Consider the following 15134-nt stretch of genomic DNA (forward strand, 5'->3'; position numbering starts at 1 on the left):
CCCGTTGGCGTTGGCGCGCCTGACCATTTCCCCCGCCGGCCCCGCCGGATCTGTATTGATATGCCTTCTGATGTCTCGGTTTTGCAGTGCCTCGCCGGAACCCCTCCTGCGACCCCCTCTGCGTGCCACTGAGGTCAGAAAACAGAAGGCCACGTTAAAAGTCAGTCATTCAAAAGGTTAAGCACCATGCTGCTGATGATCGATAACTACGACTCCTTCACCTACAACGTCGTGCAGTACCTGGGCGAGCTGGGTGCCGACGTCAAAGTGATTCGCAACGACGAGATGACCGTCGCCGAAATCGAAGCCCTGAACCCCGAGCGCATTGTCGTTTCCCCCGGCCCGTGCACGCCGAACGAAGCCGGCGTGTCCATTGACGTGATCAAACACTTTGCCGGCAAGCTGCCCGTGCTCGGCGTCTGCCTGGGCCATCAGTCAATCGGCCAGGCGTTTGGCGGCGACGTGGTTCGTGCGCGCCAGGTCATGCACGGCAAGACCAGCGAGCTGATCCACGAAGACAAAGGTGTATTCGAAGGCCTCAAGCATCCGCTGACCGTGACCCGCTATCACTCGCTGGTGGTCAAGCGCGAAACCCTCCCGGACTGCCTGGAATTGACCGCCTGGACCCAACGTGAAGACGGCTCCGTTGATGAAATCATGGGTCTGCGCCACAAGACCCTGAACGTCGAGGGCGTGCAATTTCACCCTGAGTCGATTCTTTCCGAGCAGGGCCACGAGCTGTTCGCCAACTTCCTCAAGCAGACCGGCGGCACCCGTCAGGGTTAAGGGCAATTCGACATGGCAATGGATATCAAAACCGCGCTGGGCCGGGTTGTGAATCAACTGGACCTGAGCACCGATGAAATGCGCGACGTCATGCGCGAGATCATGACCGGCCAGTGCACCCAGGCGCAGATCGGCGCATTCCTGATGGGCATGCGCATGAAGAGCGAAAGCATCGACGAAATCGTTGGTGCCGTGTCGGTCATGCGCGAGCTGGCAGATCAGGTCCAACTCAAAACCCTCGACGGCGTGGTCGACATCGTCGGCACCGGTGGCGATGGGGCGAACATCTTCAACGTCTCGACCGCCGCTTCATTTGTGATCGCGGCGGCCGGTTGCACGGTGGCCAAACACGGCAATCGCGCGGTCTCCGGTAAGAGCGGCAGCGCTGATTTGCTGGAAGCCGCAGGCGTTTACCTGAACCTGACCCCGGTGCAAGTGGCGCGCTGCATTGACAGCGTCGGCATCGGTTTCATGTTCGCGCAAACCCATCATGGCGCCATGAAACACGCCGCCGGGCCACGCAAGGAACTGGGCCTGCGGACCCTGTTCAACATGCTGGGCCCACTGACCAATCCTGCCGGCGTCAAGCATCAGGTGGTCGGCGTGTTCAGTCAGGCGCTGTGCCGGCCATTGGCCGAGGTGCTGCTGCGCATGGGCAGCAAACACGTGCTGGTGGTGCACTCCCAGGATGGCCTGGACGAATTCAGCATCGCCGCGCCGACGTTTGTCGCGGAACTGAAGAACGGCGAAGTGACCGAATATTGGGTGCAGCCGGAAGATCTGGGCATGAAGAGCCAGAGCCTGTTCGGCCTGGTGGTCGACAGCCCGGCGCAGTCGCTGGAATTGATTCGCGACGCGTTGGGTCGGCGCAAATCCGAGCACGGCCAGAAAGCCGCTGAAATGATCGTGCTCAACGCCGGCGCCGCGCTTTACGCGGCTGACCATGCGTCGTCATTGAGAGAAGGCGTGGCCTTGGCCCACGACGCATTGCACACGGGCCTGGCCCGCGAGAAGCTGGAAGAACTGGGTGCCTTTACCGCGGTATTCAAGCAGGAGAATGAAGGATGAGCGTGCCGACGGTATTGGAAAAGATTCTGGCCCGAAAGGTTGAGGAAGTCGCTGCGCGTCGAGCCAGTGTCAGCTTGGCCGAATTAGAGACCCTGGCGGCCGCAGCCGATGCGCCGCGTGGGTTCGCCAAAGCGATGATTGCCCAGGCCAAGCGCAAGCAGCCGGCCGTCATTGCGGAAATCAAGAAGGCTTCGCCGAGCAAAGGCGTGATCCGCGAAAACTTCCAGCCAGCGGAGATCGCCAAGAGCTACGAAGCGGGCGGGGCCACCTGCCTTTCTGTGCTCACTGACATTGATTTCTTTCAAGGCGCTGACGAGTATCTGAAGCAAGCCCGGGCGGCGTGCTCGCTGCCGGTGATCCGCAAGGACTTCATGATCGACCCGTATCAGATTGTCGAAGCGCGGGCATTGGGCGCCGATTGCATTCTGTTGATCGTGTCGGCACTGGATGATGTGAAGATGGCCGAGCTAGCGTCGGTCGCCAAAGATGTCGGCCTCGACGTGCTGGTTGAAGTCCACGATGGCGACGAGCTGGAGCGGGCATTGAAAACCCTCGACACCCCGCTGGTGGGCGTCAACAACCGCAACTTGCACACGTTCGACGTCAGCCTGGAAACCACCCTCGACCTGCTGCCACGTATTCCCCGTGATCGGCTGGTCATCACCGAAAGCGGTATTTTCCACCGCGCCGATGTCGAGCTCATGGAAATCAGCGATGTCTATTCCTTCCTGGTGGGCGAGGCGTTCATGCGCGCCGAGAAGCCGGGCGTGGAACTGCAGCGACTGTTCTTCCCGGAGAAAGGCACGGCGATCAAGTCCGGCGGGCTGGACTGATCCAGGGTTGTAGGCCAGAAAGCCATCGCTCTTCGCGTCAGGAGGCAGCATGACCCTTCAGCTCTTGGAAACCTGCGTTGAAGCCGGCCTCAAGGCCGAGCAAGACCTCTTGGCGTCGGTATGTGATGGCCACGCTGACAGCGGCTTGCTGTTCTGGCGGCCTATTGATCGCGCGTTGGTCATGCCACGCCGGTTGAGTCGGCTTCCCGGTTTCACTGAAGCCAGCGAAACCCTCGCTGACAGCGGCTGGCCCGTGCTATTGCGTGAAAGTGGTGGCGAGCCGGTGCCGCAATCATCTTCAACCGTCAACGTGGCGCTCGTGTATGTCCAGCCGGACACCGATCTGGATCGCGACCGCATCGAAAATGCCTACATGCGCCTGTGTCAGCCGATCCTCGATACGCTGGGTGAGCTGGGCGGCGCTGCATCCCTGGGCGAAGTCGAAGGTGCCTTCTGCGATGGCCGCTTCAACGTCAACCTCAACGCTCGCAAGATGGTCGGCACCGCGCAGCGCTGGCGCCAGAGTCAGGGTGGCAAACGGCCGGTGGTGTTGGCCCATGCCGCGATGCTGCTGGATGATGAGCGCGTGGCAATGGTCAACGCGGTCAACCGTTTCAATGAGACCTGCGAGCTGGATCAACGCTGCAAAGCAGAAAGCCATATTGCTTTGCATGAGCTATTTGACGCGCCGGATTTTCTGACCCGCCTGAGTGACCGCTACACACGACTGCTCGCCCGGACCTGATTCCGCTGCGGGCATCGATCACGTCGTTAGCGGGTGCCGAACACCACCATGGTTTTGCCCCGAACATGCACCAGATTCTGCTCTTCGAGCGACTTGAGCACACGACCGACCATTTCTCGGGAACACCCCACGATACGGCCGATCTCCTGGCGGGTGATCTTGATCTGCATGCCATCGGGGTGGGTCATCGCGTCGGGCTGTTTGCATAGATCGAGCAAGCTGCGGGCGACGCGGCCAGTCACGTCCAGAAATGCCAGATCGCCTACTTTGCGCGTGGTGTTGCGCAGCCGTTCGGCGATCTGCGCACCAATGGCGTACATCAATTCAGGATCATGCTGACTGAGCTCGCGGAACTTGGCGTAGCTGATCTCCGCCACTTCACATTCTGTTTTGGCGCGTACCCAGGCGCTGCGCTGAGCACCGGCGGAGGTCTGCTGAAACAGCCCCAGCTCGCCAAAGAAATCCCCGCTGTTCAGGTAGGCCACAATCATCTCGCGGCCTTCGTTGTCTTCGATCAGGATCGTCACCGAGCCCTTGATGATCAGGTACAGCGAGTCCGATTCTTCGCCTGCGCAAATGATGTTGCTCTTTGCGGGACATCGTCGTCGCTGGGCGTACGGCAGCAGTTTGTCGGCGATTTTCATCTTGTTCGGAGGCGGCACGGCGAGCATGGCTGTATCCCGTAAAAAACTGCGCCCTGAGGCATTCCTAGAGGTATCGGCAGTATTTCCGATTTGACGCAGTTCAACAGCGGCAATTAGCCTTTTTTTCAGACACTTCCTACATTTCGGTCGTTTTCGGGCATGTCCAGTCCACTCAGCGACGGTAGGGCCCTGTGCTAAGCTGGCCGCCATTTTTCAAGCATTGGAGTCCGATGATGAAGGCGCGTATTCAATGGGCGGGTGAGTCGATGTTCCTCGGTGAATCCGGCAGCGGCCATGTGGTCGTGATGGATGGCCCGCCCGAAAGCGGCGGTCGCAACCTGGGTGTTCGCCCGATGGAAATGGTGCTGATTGGCTTGGGTGGCTGCAGCAACTACGACGTGGTCAGCATCCTCAAGAAAGCCCGTCAGCCCATCGAAAGCTGCGAGGCGTTTCTGGAAGCAGAGCGCGCCAGCGAAGATCCCAAGGTGTTCACCAAGATCCACCTGCACTTTGTGGTGAAAGGACGCGGTCTGAAAGAAACGCAGGTCAAGCGTGCGATCGAGCTGTCGGCCGAGAAATACTGCTCGGCATCAATCATGCTGGGTAATGCGGGCGTCGAAATCACCCACGATTACGAGATCATCGAACTGGGCTGAGCAACGCTCAATTTTCACAAAAGCGGTGCAGGCTATGGCATGCGACTTCTGACGTCTGCATAATGCGCCCCTTTTTCAGGGCGCGACCGCCGGATAGCCGGCTCGCCTCCGACCAGACAACCAAAATCGCCAACGCGAAGAGGTGTTAACCGTCCTACGCAGCTGAGCCGGGCTCAGTTGACGGGCATGCTTGATCACGCGGCCAGCGCCGCACCCATATAGAGAGTTTTTAACGGTGAAAAGCAAACTCAAGCTCCACGGGTTCAATAACCTGACCAAGACCTTGAGCTTCAACATCTATGACATCTGCTATGCGGAAACTCCGCAAGACCAGCAGGCTTACGTCGAGTACATCAACAGCGTGTACGACGCCGAACGCCTGACGCGGATTCTCACCGATGTCGTCGATATCATTGGCGCGAACATCCTGAACATCGCGCGTCAGGACTACGACCCACAAGGCGCCAGTGTGACCATTCTGATCTCCGAGCAGCCGGTCACGCCGACCGACAGCCAGATCGAAGAATCGCCGGGTCCATTGCCAGAGACCATCCTCGCGCACCTGGACAAGAGCCACATCACGGTTCACACCTACCCTGAAATTCATCCCGTTGACGGCATCGCCACCTTCCGTGTGGACATCGACGTGTCGACCTGCGGCGTGATCTCGCCGTTGAAAGCGCTGAACTACCTGATCCACAAGTTCGAGTCCGATATCGTGACCGTCGACTATCGCGTGCGCGGTTTCACCCGTGACGTCGAAGGCAAGAAGCACTTCATCGACCACGAGATCAACTCGATCCAGAATTACCTTTCCGACGACACTCGCGACAGCTACCAGATGACTGACGTGAACGTGTACCAGGAAAACCTGTTCCACACGAAAATGCTGCTCAAGCAGTTTGAGCTGGACAACTACCTGTTCGGCGACGCCACCAGCAATCTCTCCGCTGAGCAGCGCGAGCAGGTGACTGGTCGCGTGAAGCACGAGATGCTCGAAATCTTCTACGGCCGCAACATGCCGGTTTAAGGTTTCAGCGGTACAAAAAAAGGCGCCTCTAGAGGCGCCTTCTTTGTTTCCATCCTTTAGTGGCAGCCTGCTCCTTGATAGAAGCCGGCCGACCGCAGATCGATCAGATCCTGTAGGTGGTCTTGGTCATGACTTTGGCGATCAGGCTCATGCCGAATTTCACCGGCGCCGGAAAGCGGAACCCGCCTGCCTCGATCGCGCTTTCGGCGTGTTGCTCCTCGTCGGCGCGCATCTGTTTGAGAATCGCACGGGACTTCTCGTCCTCGGCCGGCAATTGCTCCAGATGCTCATTCAAGTGCTTGCAGACTTGATCTTCCGTCGCGGCAACAAAGCCCAGGCTGATCCGATCACTGATCAGGCCAGCCACTGCGCCGATGCCGAACGAAGCGCCGTAGAACAGTGGGTTGAGCACACTGGTATGACTGCCCAACTGATGAATGCGTTGCTCGCACCACACCAGGTGGTCGATTTCTTCCTCGGCAGCGTGCTCCATGGCTTTGCGCACCTGAGGCAGTTTCGCGGTAAGCGCCTGCCCCTGATACAACGCCTGGGCACAGACTTCGCCGGTGTGATTAATGCGCATGAGCCCGGCGACGTGTCGGGTGTCGGTCTCATTCATCTTGATATCGGGCTGAACAATGGCAGGCGAGGGACGGTGTGCGTGCGCGCTGACGGGCAGCAGCGTCTTCATCGCAGCGTCGGCCTGAAGCAGAAAACGATCGATAGGGGAGTAGTGACGTTCGGTAGCCATGGGCGCCTCCGGGTAAATCCACGATGGCCAGTCTACCTCAAACGGTGTAACCGGGCTTGTCCGGCGTCAGCCCGCCGAGGCGCAAGGCACGCACCCGGCAGGTCGATAGAGTCCGAACGCGGTGACTCAGCCCGGCGGCCAGTTCATCTGGCGCTGACCCAGCACGTGCATGTGAATGTGATAGACGGTCTGCCCGCCTTTCTCGTTGGTGTTCATGACCACGCGGAAGCCGTCCTCGCAACCCAGCTCTTTCGCCAGGCGCTGCGCCGTGAACAGGATGTGGCCCAGCAGGCCCTTATCGTCTTCAGTCACGTCGTTGAGGGTGGCGATGGGCTTTTTCGGAATGACCAGAAAATGCACTGGCGCCTGTGGGGCGATGTCGTGAAAGGCCAGCACTTGATCATCTTCGTAGATGATCTTCGCCGGGATTTCCCGGTTGATGATCTTGGTGAACAAAGTATCCACAGCCTTCTTGCTCCGTTTCGAGGGGGATGAAGGCAGTGTACTGAGCGTGCCAGGTCACGCCCAGCCGTTTGTTGCGATGGGCCGCGTCAGACTGACGTACGAGATCTGAGAATCGAGCCCCAGAGTTTTCGCGTCATCCAGCGACCCGCAAACCGCGGAACCCGCGTCAGCAGCCTGTTGCGCCAACCGGGAATGATCACCGCACGGTTCTTGTCCAGCGCGCGAACCGTGTACAGCGCGACTTCCTCGGCGGTCATGTGTTTGTCGTGGGTGAACTTGCCAGCATCCAGCTGTGCGGTGCGAAAAAACGCCGTTCGCGTCGGCCCCGGGCACAACACCGAAACCTTCACGCCGGTTTTATGCAGCTCCTCGCGAAGCCCCTCGGAAAAATGCAGTACATACGCTTTACTCGCGGCGTAGGTGCTCATCCACGGCCCTGGTTGAAAGCCCATGATCGACGCAACGTTGAGAATCTGACCGCCGCCTTGCACCGCCATCAGGTTGCCAACCGTGTGACACAGCCGCGTCAATGCGAGCACATTAAGGTCGAGCAGGTCCTGCTCTTGCGCCCATTCTTGAGCGAGAAACGGCCCGCTGTTACCAATGCCCGCGCAGTTGACCAGTAGATCGATGCTTCGCGAGCCTTCTTCGAGCTCAAGCAGAAAGCCCGAGAGGCGCAGCGGTTCACCCAGATCGCAGGCGCGGAACAGCACCTCGACACCAAACCGTTGGGTGAACTCAAGCGCAATGCTTTCCAGCATTTCCCGGTGCCTGGCCACCAGAATAAGGTTGCGCCCCCGGCGGGCGAGGGCTTCGGCCATCGCCAGGCCAATACCGCTGGATGCCCCTGTGACCATGGCGTAACGGGTCATGCAATTCTCCAGTGTTTGCAGCTCGTATTGAGACAGCGTCCTTGCTGCCAGATAGTTATTGGTCGTCGTTGCTGTCGGACGAGTCACCAATATCTACAGGATCAACGGGGACGGTCGGTTGTTCCGTGTCATTGGCGTCACTGGAGTCATCGTCGTAGGGCAATGCTTGTTCGTATGCGCTGGTGGTAGCTTCAACTTCTTCCTGAATGGTTTTCAGGCCGCCCATCACCCCAGCCACGATTGCCAGCGCCAGTACCACAAGCCAGAGCACTGCGAGGGCTTTGACACGTGGCGTATTGGCGGGCGGCGGCGGACCATACTGATTAGGGCCCGTGCTGCCGGGGACGGCCATCATCACGATTGGAAAGAAGCTGCCCACCACCGGCACCAGATTCAGCAGCAGCAGCCAGGCCGACATACCGGCGTCATGCAGGCGCTGGGCGCCGATCTGAACACTGATAACGACAAACGCGACGAACGCGACGGTGCCCAACAGTCCTCCCGCCACGAGCGAAACGCTGAGAACGCCGACACACAGGACGGCAACCAACATGGCCACGCCCACCAGCGCCATGCTCCACGCCAGATAGCGCAGACGGCCGATCCGCCCCTGAGTGGTAAACACCTTTAATTCGCCGACGGCGGGCCATTCTTGTGCAACCGGTGCGCGCGGCGGAGCGTAGGGCGATGCCGCGGGTTCGAAGTACGGACGCTGGGGCGCGTGTTCAACGACTTCTTCAAGGCTCAGTGATACCGGCTCTTCCGGCTCGATACGGCCTTCGACACCCGCATCGTTCAGCGCCGCGAGATAACGCTGCGCGTCGTCCCGCGTCAGGCTGCGCTTGATAGTCACTGGGTTGCCGGTGAATAGGCGATCAACGCCGGAAACGTCCGTCTTGAACAGCTGCGCCAGGTTCAGGCGCGCTGTTTCCAGCTCAACGCCTGTCCGCAACTGTCCCTCGAAAACGATCTTGAAGTGCTCCGCCATGCTGGCTTCCTTGTCTTTTGAGTTCATACGATGTGAGCAGTGCGCGTCAGAACGGTTTGACGACGACCAGAATGACCACAGCCAGCAGGATCAACACCGGTATCTCGTTGAACCAGCGATAGAACACATGGCTGCGACCTGGTTCTCCGCGCGCGAAGCGTTTGACCTGAGCGCCGCACACGTGGTGATAGCCAATCAGCAGGACGACGAGGGTAAGCTTGGCATGCAACCAGCCTTGCTGCAGAAAACCCGGGGCCAGGATGATCAGCCAGATACCGAATACCAGTGTGGCGATCATCGAGGGAATCATGATGCCCCGGTACAACTTGCGCTCCATGGTGCAGAAACGCTCGCGGCTAACAGAGTCTTCGCTCATGGTGTGATAGACGAACAACCGCGGCAGGTAGAACAAGGCGGCGAACCAGCACACCATAGCGACGATATGCAGGGCTTTGATCCAGAGATAGAGCATTTTGGTTTGTTTCCAGGAACACGGTGCCAAATAGTAGTGGCTTCGGCGCCCGTACGTCACGTTCGCGGTTGTCCCATTGGCAATCGACCCATATGATCAGCGGCTTTCCACTGGTTTCGTTGAGGGGCAGGTTATGGTCAAGGTCGGTATCGTCGGCGGTACGGGTTACACCGGCGTCGAGTTGTTGCGTCTTCTGGCGCAACACCCGGAGGCTGAAGTGGTTGCGATCACCTCGCGCTCCGAGGCAGGTCTGCCTGTCGCTGACATGTATCCAAACCTGCGCGGTCACTATGACGGCCTGGCATTCAGCGTGCCGGACGTCAAAGTGCTCGGCGCATGTGATGTGGTGTTCTTCGCCACACCTCACGGTGTCGCACATGCTTTGGCAGGCGAACTGCTCGCCGCTGGCACCAAGGTCATCGACCTCTCCGCCGACTTCCGTCTGCAAGACCCGGTCGAGTGGGCCAAATGGTACAACCAGCCCCACGGTGCACCGGAGTTGCTCGACGAGGCGGTGTACGGCCTGCCGGAAGTCAATCGCGAGCACATCAAGGGCGCACGCCTGATTGCGGTGCCGGGTTGCTATCCGACCGCTACCCAGCTGGGTTTTCTACCACTGCTCGAAGCGGGCCTTGCCGATCCGTCGCGCCTGATCGCCGACTGCAAATCGGGCGTCAGTGGTGCAGGTCGCGGCGCCAGCGTGGGCTCGCTGTATTCCGAAACCAGTGAGAGTTTCAAGGCCTATGCCGTTAAAGGGCATCGCCATCTTCCCGAAATCACCCAAGGGCTGCGTCGTGCAGCCGGCGGCAATGTCGGGCTGACGTTCGTGCCGCACCTGACGCCGATGATCCGTGGCATTCACGCCACCTTGTACTCAACCGTCGTCGACAGGTCGGTCGATCTGCAGGCGTTGTTTGAAAAGCGCTATGCCAATGAGCCATTCGTCGACGTGATGCCCGCCGGCAGCCATCCGGAAACCCGCAGCGTACGAGGAGCCAACGTCTGCCGCATGGCTGTGCACCGTCCGCAGGATGGCGATCTGGTGGTGGTGCTGTCGGTCATCGACAATCTGGTTAAAGGCGCTTCGGGCCAGGCCGTGCAGAACATGAACATCATGTTTGGCCTCGATGAGCGCCTGGGTCTGTCCCACGCGGGGATGTTGCCTTAACAGCGCCAAGTCACACGCCTCAGGTTGTAAGCCGGTAGCTGGCTGTTCTTGCAGCTTGTCGTTTGCGGCTTGTGGCTGCCGTGACAATAGTTGACCAATTTTCTAGGAGAAGCGGATAATGCGCGACATTACGCATTATGACGGCTTAGCGCCGGGAGATTTTGAGCATGAGCGTTGAATCCTTCACCCCTGTGGCTTTGGAATTCACCCACGGTGCCGCGCACAAGGTGAAAACTCTGGTCGATGAAGAGGGCAATGACCGCCTGAAGCTCCGCGTCTTCGTGACCGGTGGCGGTTGTTCCGGCTTTCAGTACGGCTTCACTTTTGATGAAGACGTCGCAGAAGATGACACGATTGTCGAGCGCGAGGGTGTCAGCCTGGTGGTTGACCCCATGAGCTTCCAGTACCTGGCAGGTGCGGAAGTGGATTATCAGGAGGGTCTGGAAGGCTCTCGCTTCGTAATCAAGAACCCTAATGCCGCGACTACTTGCGGCTGCGGCTCTTCGTTTTCGATCTGATCCAACCGTTGCACACAAAAACGCCGCGCATTTGCGCGGCGTTTTGCATGGCGAGGGTAGAGCTTAGGCCGGGTAGATTGCGCCCAGAACTCGCAACCCTTTGGCCCCAGTCACGCTCGGACGGTTGGCGGGTACGCTTTCCAGCGCACAGTGCGCAAGCCAGGCGAACGCCATTGCTTCGACCCAATCAGGATCAACGCCGAATTCCGCAGTGCTTGTGACCTTTGTTGCCGGCAGCAGCGCCGCCAGTCGATCCATCAACGCTTTGTTGTGAGCGCCGCCGCCGCAGACCAGCAGCTCTTTGGTCTGCGCCTGTGCCGATTGCAGCGACTCGGTAATGCTCAATGCGGTGACTTCCAGCAGTGTCGCCTGCACATCTTCGGGTCTCAGCGTTGGCATCTGGAACAGATGGTGGTGAACCCAGCCAAGGTTGAATACTTCACGGCCAGTGCTTTTCGGGCCCTTGGTCTGGAAGAACTGATCACTGAGCATGGACTTGAGCAGCGCATCATTGACTGTTCCGCTCGCGCCCCACGCGCCATCGCGGTCATAGCTCACGCCGCGCTGTGCCTGAATCCAGGCGTCGAGCAACACGTTGCCTGGACCTGAATCGAAGCCGGAAACCGGTTTGTCGATCTCGATCAGGCTGAGGTTGCTGAAACCACCGACGTTGAGCACGGCGCGGTAGTCCTTGTTATCGTCGAACAACGCTTCGTGGAATGCCGGAACCAGCGGCGCGCCCTGTCCACCTGCAGCGATATCGCGCTTGCGGAAGTCACTGACAACGGTGATGCCGGTCATCTCGGCGAGCAGGGCAGGGTTGCCAATCTGAATGGTAAAACCACGGGCCGGCTCGTGACGAATCGTCTGGCCGTGGCTGCCAATCGCGCGTATTTCACCGGCTGACACATTCTGCTGATCCAGCAGGGCCAGTACGCCTTGAGCCGCGAGGTGAACCCATTTCTGCTCGGCGATGCCAGCCCGTGCCAGCTCATCCGGACCGCTGGCGCATAGCCCCAGCAGTTCGGCGCGAAGATCGTCCGGCATGGGAATGTAGTAGGTGCCGAGCAAACGTGGTCGGTCATCCTGTTCTACCAGCGCGAAGTCGAGTCCATCCAGACTGCTTCCGGACATTACACCTACATATAAAGTCATGGGTCAGCGCTTACTCGAGGCCAGCATGGTGGCCTTTTCCTGGTCCATGCGAGCCATCAAAGGTTGGCTCTCCTGCATGAACCGCTGTTTTTCGGACTTGGCGATCGGGTCAGCCATCGGCAGCTTCTGCCCCAACGGGTCGACATGAACGCCGTTTACCTGGAACTCGTAATGAACATGAGGACCCGTGGACAGGCCGGTGGTTCCAATATAGCCAATGACTTGACCCTGCTTGACGCTGGATCCGGACTGAATGCCCTTGGCAAAACCTTGCATGTGGCCGTACAGCGTCCGGTAGGTTTCACCGTGCTGGATGATCACGGTATTGCCGTAGCCGCCGCGCCGACCGGCAAGAATGACTTTGCCGTCGCCGGTCGCTTTGATTGGGGTGCCACGAGGTGCAGCGTAGTCGATGCCTTGGTGGGCGCGAATCTTGTTCAGGATCGGGTGTTTGCGACCGGATGAAAACAGCGAGCTGATGCGTGCGAATTCGACCGGGGTACGGATGAATGCCTTGCGCATGCTGTTGCCATCGGCAGTGTAGTAGTTGGTATTGCCTTGCTTGTTCGTATAACGCACTGCGGTGTAAGTTTTGCCGCGGTTTACGAAGCGCGCCGAAAGAATATTGCCCGTACTGACCGTCTTGCCGTTGACGACCTTCTGCTCGTAAATGACATCGAATTCGTCACCCTTGCGGATATCCTGGGTGAAGTCGACGTCGTAGCCGAAGATGTTTGCCATCTCCATGGTCATGGTATGGCTGAGGCCTGCACGCTGGGCGGATTGCGACAGCGAGTTGTTGATCATTCCGTGCACATAGGCAGTGCGGATATTGGGCTTGCTCACATCACGCGTAAACGTGTAGCCCTTTTCTGTCCGGGACAAGCTGATGCTTTCTGTCTCGCTCAGCTTGCTGTGCAACTGCTTGAGGTTGCCTTCAGGCGACAGTTCGAATTGCAGAACCTGGCCGTTTTTCAACTGGCTGAATTGCTTGGCTTGTTTGTCGCTGGCAATAACGTCGTGCACTGCCGTTGCGGGCAAGCCGACTTTGTCGAACAGCGTCGACAGGGTATCGCCCTTCGATACCACCACTTCCCGGTGAGTCGGACCTTTGGCAGTGGCAACCTCTTTCGGCGCAGCCTTTGTGTCCTTGGATGTCGTGGCTGTTTCGGCCGACTCCGGTTCGTCACCTTGGATCTGCGCAAAAGGAGAATCTACGGGCGCCTCTGTGGCTTCAGTCTGTTCTTGAGCGTCTTGTTCTTGCTGAATCTGATCAGCAGGTGTGTCCAGTTCCAGAGCAAGGTTTGTTCGTTTGGCTTCGACGTCGCTGGATGGGAATACGAGGAGAGCCAGGCTGAGCAGTGCGGCGATACCGCTGGCTGCTAGCAGGTGGCTCTTCGGATAAAGCGGTGGCGCTTTAGGCGGAGTGTCGGTCATAGGTAATTTTGACTTTGAAAAGAGATGAAATGGAAAAGATGAATGACATGATGAAGATGAAATAACTGTATAAAATATAACCAAATCTCGCCTGAGGCAAGCTTGCGATCGGCTCGCTCCGCGATTCGTCGAGCACCTATTGTCAGAACTTGTATTTGGGCGCTGATCTTGTATGGTTGTTTCCCTTTGAAATAAGGCATTACGGGGCGGTTATGAAGTCGGTTGAAGAGCAGCTAGCGCTGATCAAGCGCGGTGCAGATGAACTCCTGGTCGAGGCCGAGCTGATTACAAAGCTCAAGCGTGGGCAGCCACTTCGCATCAAGGCCGGTTTTGATCCAACCGCGCCTGACCTGCACCTCGGGCACACAGTGCTAATTAATAAGCTGCGTCAATTTCAGGATCTTGGGCATCAGGTGATTTTCCTGATCGGCGATTTCACCGGGATGATTGGCGATCCGAGTGGCAAGAGCGCGACCCGTCCCCCGCTTACGCGCGAGCAAGTGCTCGACTATGCCGAGACCTACAAGGCTCAGGTATTCAAGATTCTGGATCCGGCCAAGACCGAGGTGGCATTCAATTCCACCTGGATGGATCAACTGAGTCCCGCCGACTTCATCCGGCTTTCTTCCCAATACACCGTTGCCCGTATGCTTGAGCGTGATGACTTCGACAAGCGTTACAAGTCGAACCAGTCGATCGCTATCCACGAATTCCTTTATCCGCTGGTGCAGGGTTACGACTCGGTTGCCTTGCGCGCGGACGTCGAGCTGGGTGGCACCGACCAGAAATTCAACTTGCTGATGGGGCGTGAGCTTCAGCGCGCCTATGGTCAGGAGGCTCAGTGTGTTCTGACGATGCCATTGCTGGAAGGGTTGGACGGCGTCAAGAAGATGTCCAAGTCCCTGGGTAACTATGTAGGTATCCAGGAAGCGCCCGGCATTATGTACAGCAAGCTCGTCTCCATCCCTGATGCGCTGATGTGGCGTTACTTTGAGCTGCTGAGCTTCCGCTCCATGGAAGAGATCGCTGCCTTTAAGGCGGATTGCGAAGCCGGGGCGAATCCGCGCGACATCAAGATCAAGCTTGCCGAAGAAATTGTTGCGCGCTTTCATGGTGAAGAGGCTGCGGCTTCTGCCCATCGTTCTGCAGGCAATCGTATGAAGGATGGGGAGCTTCCGGATGATCTTCCGGAGATCGAGCTGGCTGCTTCCGAAGACATGCCGATTGCTGCCGTCCTTAATAAGGCGGGGCTGGTAAAGAACGCTGCAGTCGCTCGCGACCTGCTGGCATCCGGCGGCGTGCGTATAGATGGTGAGGTGGTAGAGCGCGGGTTTGTATTCAAGCTGGGGGCTACCCATGTTTGCCAGGCCGGCAAGAAGGCGTTCGGGCGGATTACACTTCGTTTGGAATAAAGTTCAAATAAGTGCTTGACGCTCCTCTGGATCTGTCTATAATTCGCCCCACTTCCGGCGCAGACGAAACGGAAAACTCCTTGATAATCAACGAGTTGGACGAAGTAAGCAGCGAGGAATGCTTCGGTTCAGAT

At 58.4% G+C, this 15134-nt stretch carries 17 protein-coding genes; 9 read left to right on the plus strand and 8 right to left on the minus strand.

The window, feature by feature from the left end:
* Positions 1-186: 186 nt before the first annotated feature.
* The 4 genes from QWI20_RS24250 to QWI20_RS24265 are packed head-to-tail and all read left to right on the plus strand — an operon-like array spanning position 187 to position 3432.
* Positions 187-786 carry an aminodeoxychorismate/anthranilate synthase component II gene (locus QWI20_RS24250; RefSeq protein ID WP_122536584.1) on the plus strand — a complete coding sequence of 200 codons (600 nt, stop codon included), beginning with the start codon at positions 187-189 and terminating at the stop codon, positions 784-786.
* An 18-nt stretch (positions 787-804) separates the two neighbouring features.
* Entirely contained in the window at positions 805-1854 is a 1050-nt protein-coding gene (gene trpD / locus QWI20_RS24255; RefSeq protein ID WP_369307584.1) for an anthranilate phosphoribosyltransferase, read from the plus strand.
* Positions 1851-2687: an indole-3-glycerol phosphate synthase TrpC gene (trpC, locus tag QWI20_RS24260; RefSeq protein ID WP_192173089.1), complete on the plus strand. Its 837-nt coding sequence runs from the start codon at positions 1851-1853 to the stop codon at positions 2685-2687. Before trpD ends, trpC begins: the two co-directional genes overlap by 4 nt.
* A gap of 49 nt (positions 2688-2736) precedes the next feature.
* Positions 2737-3432, plus strand: coding sequence for a biotin/lipoate A/B protein ligase family protein (locus tag QWI20_RS24265; protein ID WP_369307573.1), 696 nt, complete (start codon positions 2737-2739; stop codon positions 3430-3432).
* A gap of 26 nt (positions 3433-3458) precedes the next feature.
* Here the strand turns inward: QWI20_RS24265 and crp are convergent, their stop codons facing one another.
* A complete protein-coding gene (gene crp, locus QWI20_RS24270) occupies positions 3459-4103 on the minus strand; it encodes a cAMP-activated global transcriptional regulator CRP (protein ID WP_369307574.1) in 645 nt (214 codons plus the stop codon).
* Between the two features lie 206 nt (positions 4104-4309).
* Between crp and QWI20_RS24275 the strand changes: the two genes are divergently transcribed.
* Together QWI20_RS24275 and speD are read left to right on the plus strand one after the other, a co-directional pair.
* Positions 4310-4732, plus strand: coding sequence for an OsmC family protein (locus QWI20_RS24275; RefSeq protein ID WP_192173086.1), 423 nt, complete (start codon positions 4310-4312; stop codon positions 4730-4732).
* Between the two features lie 235 nt (positions 4733-4967).
* Entirely contained in the window at positions 4968-5762 is a 795-nt protein-coding gene (gene speD, locus QWI20_RS24280; protein WP_037019204.1) for an adenosylmethionine decarboxylase, read from the plus strand.
* A 103-nt stretch (positions 5763-5865) separates the two neighbouring features.
* On the opposite strand, the gene coq7 is transcribed toward speD, so the two are convergent.
* The 5 genes from coq7 to hemJ all read right to left on the minus strand — a co-directional run bounded on the left by coq7 (position 5866) and on the right by hemJ (position 9310).
* Positions 5866-6513 carry a 2-polyprenyl-3-methyl-6-methoxy-1,4-benzoquinone monooxygenase gene (coq7, locus tag QWI20_RS24285; RefSeq protein WP_369307575.1) on the minus strand — a complete coding sequence of 216 codons (648 nt, stop codon included), beginning with the start codon at positions 6511-6513 and terminating at the stop codon, positions 5866-5868.
* 126 nt (positions 6514-6639) lie between these two features.
* Positions 6640-6978 carry a histidine triad nucleotide-binding protein gene (locus QWI20_RS24290; protein WP_065991361.1) on the minus strand — a complete coding sequence of 113 codons (339 nt, stop codon included), beginning with the start codon at positions 6976-6978 and terminating at the stop codon, positions 6640-6642.
* Between the two features lie 86 nt (positions 6979-7064).
* Positions 7065-7850, minus strand: a complete 786-nt coding sequence (locus QWI20_RS24295; protein ID WP_369307576.1) for an SDR family NAD(P)-dependent oxidoreductase — start codon at positions 7848-7850, stop codon at positions 7065-7067.
* Positions 7851-7905: 55 nt separating this feature from the next.
* Positions 7906-8838 carry a DUF805 domain-containing protein gene (locus tag QWI20_RS24300; RefSeq protein WP_369307577.1) on the minus strand — a complete coding sequence of 311 codons (933 nt, stop codon included), beginning with the start codon at positions 8836-8838 and terminating at the stop codon, positions 7906-7908.
* A gap of 46 nt (positions 8839-8884) precedes the next feature.
* Complete coding sequence (hemJ, locus tag QWI20_RS24305) at positions 8885-9310, minus strand: protoporphyrinogen oxidase HemJ (protein ID WP_369307578.1); 426 nt, start codon at positions 9308-9310, stop codon at positions 8885-8887.
* A 133-nt stretch (positions 9311-9443) separates the two neighbouring features.
* On the opposite strand from hemJ, the gene argC reads away from it, so the two are divergent.
* Positions 9444-10478 carry an N-acetyl-gamma-glutamyl-phosphate reductase gene (gene argC, locus QWI20_RS24310; protein WP_369307579.1) on the plus strand — a complete coding sequence of 345 codons (1035 nt, stop codon included), beginning with the start codon at positions 9444-9446 and terminating at the stop codon, positions 10476-10478.
* A 167-nt stretch (positions 10479-10645) separates the two neighbouring features.
* A complete protein-coding gene (gene erpA / locus QWI20_RS24315; protein ID WP_122536594.1) occupies positions 10646-10996 on the plus strand; it encodes an iron-sulfur cluster insertion protein ErpA in 351 nt (116 codons plus the stop codon).
* Between the two features lie 63 nt (positions 10997-11059).
* Here erpA and QWI20_RS24320 read toward each other — a convergent pair whose 3' ends face one another.
* Both QWI20_RS24320 and QWI20_RS24325 read right to left on the minus strand, forming a co-directional pair.
* On the minus strand, positions 11060-12151 hold the full coding sequence (locus QWI20_RS24320) for an anhydro-N-acetylmuramic acid kinase (RefSeq protein ID WP_282372465.1): 1092 nt from the start codon (positions 12149-12151) through the stop codon (positions 11060-11062).
* Positions 12152-12154: 3 nt separating this feature from the next.
* On the minus strand, positions 12155-13588 hold the full coding sequence (locus QWI20_RS24325) for a peptidoglycan DD-metalloendopeptidase family protein (RefSeq protein WP_369307580.1): 1434 nt from the start codon (positions 13586-13588) through the stop codon (positions 12155-12157).
* Between the two features lie 212 nt (positions 13589-13800).
* Here QWI20_RS24325 and tyrS point away from each other — a divergent pair, with 212 nt between their 5' ends.
* Entirely contained in the window at positions 13801-15000 is a 1200-nt protein-coding gene (gene tyrS / locus QWI20_RS24330; protein ID WP_369307581.1) for a tyrosine--tRNA ligase, read from the plus strand.
* The last annotated feature ends 134 nt before the right edge of the window (positions 15001-15134 follow it).

The organism is Pseudomonas sp. W2-17 (assembly GCF_041060445.1).
In the GTDB taxonomy this organism is placed as follows: Bacteria; Pseudomonadota; Gammaproteobacteria; order Pseudomonadales; family Pseudomonadaceae; genus Aquipseudomonas.

Bases quoted from the DNA above. Each gene is read 5' to 3' on its own strand.
- QWI20_RS24250 (WP_122536584.1), top strand. From the start codon at position 187: ATGCTGCTGATGATCGATAACTACGACTCCTTCACCTACAACGTCGTG.
- trpD (WP_369307584.1), top strand. From the start codon at position 805: ATGGATATCAAAACCGCGCTGGGCCGGGTTGTGAATCAACTGGACCTG.
- trpC (WP_192173089.1), top strand. From the start codon at position 1,851: ATGAGCGTGCCGACGGTATTGGAAAAGATTCTGGCCCGAAAGGTTGAG.
- QWI20_RS24265 (WP_369307573.1), top strand. From the start codon at position 2,737: ATGACCCTTCAGCTCTTGGAAACCTGCGTTGAAGCCGGCCTCAAGGCC.
- crp (WP_369307574.1), bottom strand. From the start codon at position 4,103: ATGCTCGCCGTGCCGCCTCCGAACAAGATGAAAATCGCCGACAAACTG.
- QWI20_RS24275 (WP_192173086.1), top strand. From the start codon at position 4,310: ATGAAGGCGCGTATTCAATGGGCGGGTGAGTCGATGTTCCTCGGTGAA.
- coq7 (WP_369307575.1), bottom strand. From the start codon at position 6,513: ATGGCTACCGAACGTCACTACTCCCCTATCGATCGTTTTCTGCTTCAG.
- QWI20_RS24295 (WP_369307576.1), bottom strand. From the start codon at position 7,850: ATGACCCGTTACGCCATGGTCACAGGGGCATCCAGCGGTATTGGCCTG.
- QWI20_RS24300 (WP_369307577.1), bottom strand. From the start codon at position 8,838: ATGGCGGAGCACTTCAAGATCGTTTTCGAGGGACAGTTGCGGACAGGC.
- hemJ (WP_369307578.1), bottom strand. From the start codon at position 9,310: ATGCTCTATCTCTGGATCAAAGCCCTGCATATCGTCGCTATGGTGTGC.
- argC (WP_369307579.1), top strand. From the start codon at position 9,444: ATGGTCAAGGTCGGTATCGTCGGCGGTACGGGTTACACCGGCGTCGAG.
- erpA (WP_122536594.1), top strand. From the start codon at position 10,646: ATGAGCGTTGAATCCTTCACCCCTGTGGCTTTGGAATTCACCCACGGT.
- QWI20_RS24320 (WP_282372465.1), bottom strand. From the start codon at position 12,151: ATGACTTTATATGTAGGTGTAATGTCCGGAAGCAGTCTGGATGGACTC.
- QWI20_RS24325 (WP_369307580.1), bottom strand. From the start codon at position 13,588: ATGACCGACACTCCGCCTAAAGCGCCACCGCTTTATCCGAAGAGCCAC.
- tyrS (WP_369307581.1), top strand. From the start codon at position 13,801: ATGAAGTCGGTTGAAGAGCAGCTAGCGCTGATCAAGCGCGGTGCAGAT.